This is a genomic window from Xenorhabdus khoisanae (assembly GCF_001037465.1).
GTDB classification, from domain to species: domain Bacteria; phylum Pseudomonadota; class Gammaproteobacteria; order Enterobacterales; family Enterobacteriaceae; genus Xenorhabdus; species Xenorhabdus khoisanae.
The window spans coordinates 1-5,476 of the sequence record NZ_LFCV01000204.1; the positions used below are offsets into that span (position 1 = coordinate 1).

Annotated in this window: 6 protein-coding genes; 5 read left to right on the plus strand and 1 reads right to left on the minus strand. The window is 41.7% G+C overall.

Going from position 1 to position 5,476, the window contains the following annotated elements; all coding sequences use genetic code 11:
• The 4 genes from AB204_RS20035 to AB204_RS20050 form a co-directional block, all read left to right on the plus strand.
• The coding region (locus AB204_RS20035) for a phage tail tape measure protein (RefSeq protein ID WP_047965152.1) at positions 1-1,949 on the plus strand (1,949 nt) is incomplete at its 5' end.
• Positions 1,946-2,452: a phage tail protein gene (locus AB204_RS20040; RefSeq protein ID WP_047965127.1), complete on the plus strand. Its 507-nt coding sequence runs from the start codon at positions 1,946-1,948 to the stop codon at positions 2,450-2,452. The genes AB204_RS20035 and AB204_RS20040, both read left to right, overlap by 4 nt.
• The gene (locus tag AB204_RS23890) at positions 2,449-3,942 is read left to right on the plus strand and encodes a phage late control D family protein (RefSeq protein WP_047965126.1); all 1,494 of its coding nucleotides are present in this window, start codon (positions 2,449-2,451) and stop codon (positions 3,940-3,942) included. Before AB204_RS20040 ends, AB204_RS23890 begins: the two co-directional genes overlap by 4 nt.
• Before the next feature lie 81 nt (positions 3,943-4,023).
• Complete coding sequence (locus AB204_RS20050; protein WP_047965125.1) at positions 4,024-4,260, plus strand: ogr/Delta-like zinc finger family protein; 237 nt, start codon at positions 4,024-4,026, stop codon at positions 4,258-4,260.
• Positions 4,261-4,401: 141 nt separating this feature from the next.
• Here AB204_RS20050 and AB204_RS20055 read toward each other — a convergent pair whose 3' ends face one another.
• The gene (locus AB204_RS20055) at positions 4,402-4,620 is read right to left on the minus strand and encodes a YdcH family protein (RefSeq protein ID WP_047965124.1); all 219 of its coding nucleotides are present in this window, start codon (positions 4,618-4,620) and stop codon (positions 4,402-4,404) included.
• Between the two features lie 269 nt (positions 4,621-4,889).
• Between AB204_RS20055 and eco the strand changes: the two genes are divergently transcribed.
• Positions 4,890-5,366 (plus strand): serine protease inhibitor ecotin, encoded by a 477-nt coding sequence (gene eco, locus AB204_RS20060; RefSeq protein WP_047965123.1) that lies wholly within the window; start codon positions 4,890-4,892, stop codon positions 5,364-5,366.
• The last annotated feature ends 110 nt before the right edge of the window (positions 5,367-5,476 follow it).

The following is a 5,476-nucleotide window of genomic DNA, read 5'->3' on the forward strand; positions in this document are numbered from 1 at the left end:
CTTTTGTGAAAGTAACAGCCACGCTGGATGCATTTGTACAGCTGGGCGTGCAGGCGCTGGACAGATTGCTGGCACCGCTGGATGTCTTTACCCAGTTGGGGCTGAAAGCGTTTGAAGAATTAAAAACCAGCCTCGCCTTCTTTGCTGATTTGGGCGTTCAGGCACTGGACAAGCTGAAAGCCACGCTGGATTCATTTGTACAGCTGGGCGTGCAGGCGCTGGACAGATTGCTGGCACCGCTGGATGTCTTTACCCAGTTGGGGCTGAAAGCGTTTGAAGAATTAAAAACCAGCCTCGCCTTCTTTGCTGATTTGGGCGTTCAGGCACTGGACAAGCTGAAAGCCACGCTGGATTCATTTGTACAGCTGGGCGTGCAGGCGCTGGACAGATTGCTGGCACCGCTGGATGTCTTTACCCAGTTGGGGCTGAAAGCGTTTGAAGAATTAAAAGCCAGCCTCGCCTTCTTTGCTGATTTGGGTGTTCAGGCACTGGATAAGTTGAAATCCAGTCTGGATATATTTACTCAGATCGGGGTTCAGGGGCTGGAGGAGTTAAGAGCCAATCTGAATAGATTTGCGCAGGTGGGGATTCAGGCTATGGAGAATTTGAGAGATGGCTTGAAGGCATTTGCACAATTCGGCACCGAAGCGTTGGAAGCGCTAAGAGCAGCCATGGATTTTTTTGGCAAAACCGGAAACAAGGTTTTTGGCTCACTTAATAATGATGCTGATTTATTATCTAACAAAGGAGGTAAAGATACTTTTGGAAACCAAAGAAAAGGCTTGGGGATATTAGGGAATATTGGTCAAAAAGTTTTTGGAGTTTTAGGTAGTGGTATAAATATTCTGGCAAGTGTTGGTGTAAAAGGATTATCTTTTTTAAGTAGTGCTTTCAATGTATTAGGCAAGGCAATGATGTTTATTGGCCGGGCTATGATGGCAAACCCAATTCTTGCTGTTATTGGCATTATTGCAATGGCTGCTATTTATATTTGGCAGAATTGGGAAACATTAGGACCAAAATTTACAGCTTTATGGGAAAGCGTTAAAAATATCTTCAGCGGTGCTTGGGAAGGAATTAAAAACCTTGTGAATACCGCATGGGAAGGTATTAAGAGTTATTTCATGAATGGTGGGTTAATAGGCATTATCTACCAAAACTGGGATACCATTAAACAAAGTGCTTCAGATGCTTGGGAATCGGTTAAAGCTACAATAAGTGGAGTTTGGGAATCCGTTAAGCAGAATACATTAGAAATCTGGGAGAACGTTAAAAAATCAATTTCAGATAGATGGAATGAAATTGTTGCTGATGTTCAAGCCATTCCGGAAAAATTAAAAGCTGCGGGTTCGGAAATGATCGATAGCTTGTTAACGGGTATTCAAGAAAAATGGGAGGCCCTGAAAGGTAAGATTTCCTCTATTACTGACATATTTAAATCGTGGTGGTCAGGTGATGATAAAAAGGAAGTTGTTGTAAAAACCTCAAAGGAAATAACCAATAACGAAACTAATGAAAAAGCGAAACAGATTGGTCAATACGATAAAGGCGGCTCCATTTCAGCGGGAGAAATTGGCATCGTAGGTGAGCGCGGTCCTGAAATTATTAGTGGTTCGGCAAATGTCATCAGTCGTAAAAATACGGCGAATTATGCTGCCTTGGGGGTTGCTGTCGCTTCAATGTCTTTGCCCGTAGCGGCACAGGATGCACCGCTGCATCCGCAAAGTTTACCTACTCATTCTTATGAGGAAGTTCAGGCGAAAAGGGAGCGGAGTCAGCCACAACAATTTAGTGGCGCCCCGCAATATAACATTTATGTCTATGGTTCACAGGGACAATCCGCTCAGGATATTGCCCGCATGGTCAGACAGGAACTGGAACAACGGGAACGTATGCAGCAAGCCCGTATGCGTAGCTCATATTCTGATAGGGAGGAATTATTCTCATGATGGCTGCACTTGGTTTATTCGTTTTTATGTTGAAAACAACGCCATACCAGAGTTTTCAACATAAACAAAGCTGGAGACATGCCTTCAATAGCCGTGTGGGAGCACGGCCTGCCTGGCAGTTTATCGGTCCTGATAATGACACGGTCACTCTATCAGGGGAACTTTATCCTGAGCTGACAGGTGGTTCTCTTTCTCTGACCGCATTGAAATTAATGGCAGACAGTGGCAAAGCATGGTCTTTCATTGATGGTAGTGGTGCGATTTATGGCATGTTCGTTATCGAAAGCATTGATGAGACAAAAACGGAATTTATGTCGGGTGGTGCGGCCAGAAAAATCAGTTTTACACTGACCTTACGGCGGGTTGATAACAATTTGCTTGAAATGTTGGGAGATTTGCAAGAGCAGCTATCTGAAATACGGGACCAACTGCCTAAATCATTGGATGAGCTTTATAAACTTAAGGATCAAGCCATTGATAAAGTTAAGGGAGCATTCTCATGATAGATTTTCAACAGTGGATACCAAGCACAGATTGGGTTCCCCAATTTGATTTGATTACTGGCAAAGATGGTGCACCGGCTTTTCGATTGGAAACCAATAACAAGGATATAACTGGCAAAATTCAATCACGTTTAATGTCCCTAACGCTGACGGATAACCGCGGCTTGGAGTCAGATCAGCTGGATATTGAGTTGGATGATGCGGATGGGAAACTTATATTTCCTTCCCGGGGCGATATCCTGATACTGGAATTGGGGTGGCATGGCCACCCCTTAACCCCAAAGGGAAAATTTGTTGTTGATGAAATTGAACATTCTGGTGCTCCGGATCGGCTGACAGTTCGTGCCCGCAGCGCTGATTTTCGTGGTGATCTGAATGTCAAGCGCGAAGCGTCTTATCATAAACACACGTTAGAGAGTATTGTGAGTACGATAGCCACGAGAAACTACCTGCAATTTCAAATCAGCGATGAATTGAAAGGTCTCTCTATGCATATCGATCAAACTAATGAATCTGATGTGAGCTTTCTGACACGCATAGCACAGCAGGAAGGGGCGATTGCTTCAGTCAAAAATGGTGAATTGCTGTTTATTCTTCAAGGACAGAATAAGAGTGCGAGTGGTATGGCAATTCCTCCTGTTTTGATTACTCGTCAATCAGGGGATAGCCATCGGTTTTCTCTGGCTGATCGTGAAGCTTATACAGGTGTGGTCGCTCAATGGTGGGATACACAAAGGGCATCTAAACAAACGGTAACCTATAAACGGCAGGAGTCAAAGAACACAAAGGTTGATGTTTCTGTTCACTACGATAGCAGTAAAACTCAGGTGTCAGATAAAACCGTGCTTAAAACGAGTAGTGCTCCTTCTAATTTTAGTTTTTTCAAAAGGCAAGATAAAAAAGACCACAAAATGGTGAAAGAGAAAAACAAAAAGCCAGGTGTTGTCGATTTATCGAAAAAAGACTCTAAAAAGAAGGGGGGTAAAACATCTCCTTATGACAAGCCCAGCCACAAAAAAGCAAAAAAGTTGGGTGGTGATAAGACCCGAAGAGATAAAAGTCAGTCTTATTATGAGGAAAAGCAAGAATCAGCGCTTGAGTCTCATGAAGCAACGACTGAAACCAAGACGACCAAACAAGAAGCCCAAAAATATTTGCAAGGAACAGAAGAGAATGTACTGAAACTCTCCCGTGTATATAACAGCAAAGAAGAAGCAGAACGTGCTGCTGAAGCAGTTTGGAAAAAACTACAGAGAGGTGCAGCTCAGTTTTCTATCACTTTGGCGAAAGGGCGCGCTGACATTTATCCTGAAACACCTGTACAAATTGATGGATTTAAGCCGGAGATAAACGGAACTAGCTGGACGATAGTGAAAGTGACCCATAATCTCAATGACAGTGGTTTTACAACATCATTAGATCTCGAGATTAAACTTGATGATATCGAAATCAAAGCTGAGGATACTGAAACCAAAACTGAGAACACCTAAATAAACACTTGATCTCAATATGAGATCTTTGGTATATTGTTCACCAGACGAGAAGATGTTATTTCAAGAAAGGTGAACAATATGATTAAGTGTCCTCTGTGTGATCAGTCAGCGCATACTCGTAGCAGCTTCGAGCATTCAAGCCAAACAAAGGAGCGCTATAACCAATGTCAGAACATCAATTGTGGAGCAACGTTCGTCAGCCATGAAACCTTTGTCCGTTTCATTTCTAAGCCGGGTGAAGTCCAGAATGTAACGCCGCATCCAAAGGCAAAAGCTAAGAGACAACCTCGCCAGAAAGCGGCTGCCGCACAATAAATAACGAAAAAATCATTGCTCCGGTTTTTGCCACCATTATGGTGGCTTTTTTACGGATGTGGAATTGGCAAGGTTCTCTAATCGAGAACTCCATATGACGCCTACTTATAAACAAAGCAGGCGTTAAAATTATTGGCAGGGCTATTTCTGATATTCTGCCTGCAAAATCCTTTGCATCTCATCTTTGATGTGTAATTTTTCTTTTTTCAGACGTATAACTTTATCGCTGTAGCCAGTTCCATTTGGGCCTTCAAGCTGGGTTATCTCGTGGTCAAGTCGGTTATGTTTTTCAAACAGGGATTGGAAGCGGGGATGAGATTCTTTCAGGTTGGATACTAAATCACGATATTCTGGAAACATGAGACCTCCTATACGAAATTTACGACCACACTATATGAGTGTAGCAGCCCATTGTAATCTCAGATTTGAGAGATATCACATAAAAAGATCTGGTACTCTTTATAAGTCTAACTCATTGTTAATGAAAATTAATATTAACTTTTATTGCATATACTTCAAGTTTATGGAATAAGCCTAAAAATCAGTGCATTGCCAAAAAAACATAATTCACATCAGTATTTTTGTTGTTATGATTCAATCTCCTTTTTAAATATATTCAGAGGTGATATATGAAAAAATATCTATTTCCTTTAGCTGCTTTGATGGTATCGACTTCTGTTTTTGCTGACAAAAAACTGGAAGATGTAGCACCTTATCCTGCTGCTTCTGAGGGAATGGTACGCAGTGTGATTGAACTTCCTCAGAAAGAGCATGAAAACAACTACATGGTTGAGTTGATGATTGGCAAGGACATGAAAGTGGATTGCAACCATCATTGGTTTGGTGGCAAGTTGGAGACGAAAGTATTGGAAGGATGGGGATATGATTACTATGAGCTAAATAAAGTCTCTGGTCCCGCTTCAACAAAAATGGCCTGTCCAAATAAGGAAAAAACAGTACGTTTTGTTCAGATTAATTTAGGTAAAGATGCGTTTATACGTTATAACAGCAAATTACCTATCGTGGTATATACACCAAAATCGATGACAGTTAAATATCGTATTTGGCAGGCATCGGATGAAGTCAAGGCAGCAGTGCATAAATAATCTATTGACTTAGTAAATCAACAACCTGAGTTTTCGTTATATTAAACTCAGGTTGTTCGATTTATAACATTATCTTCTGATTTTCAATTCTTTTAATTTTAATAAGCAAG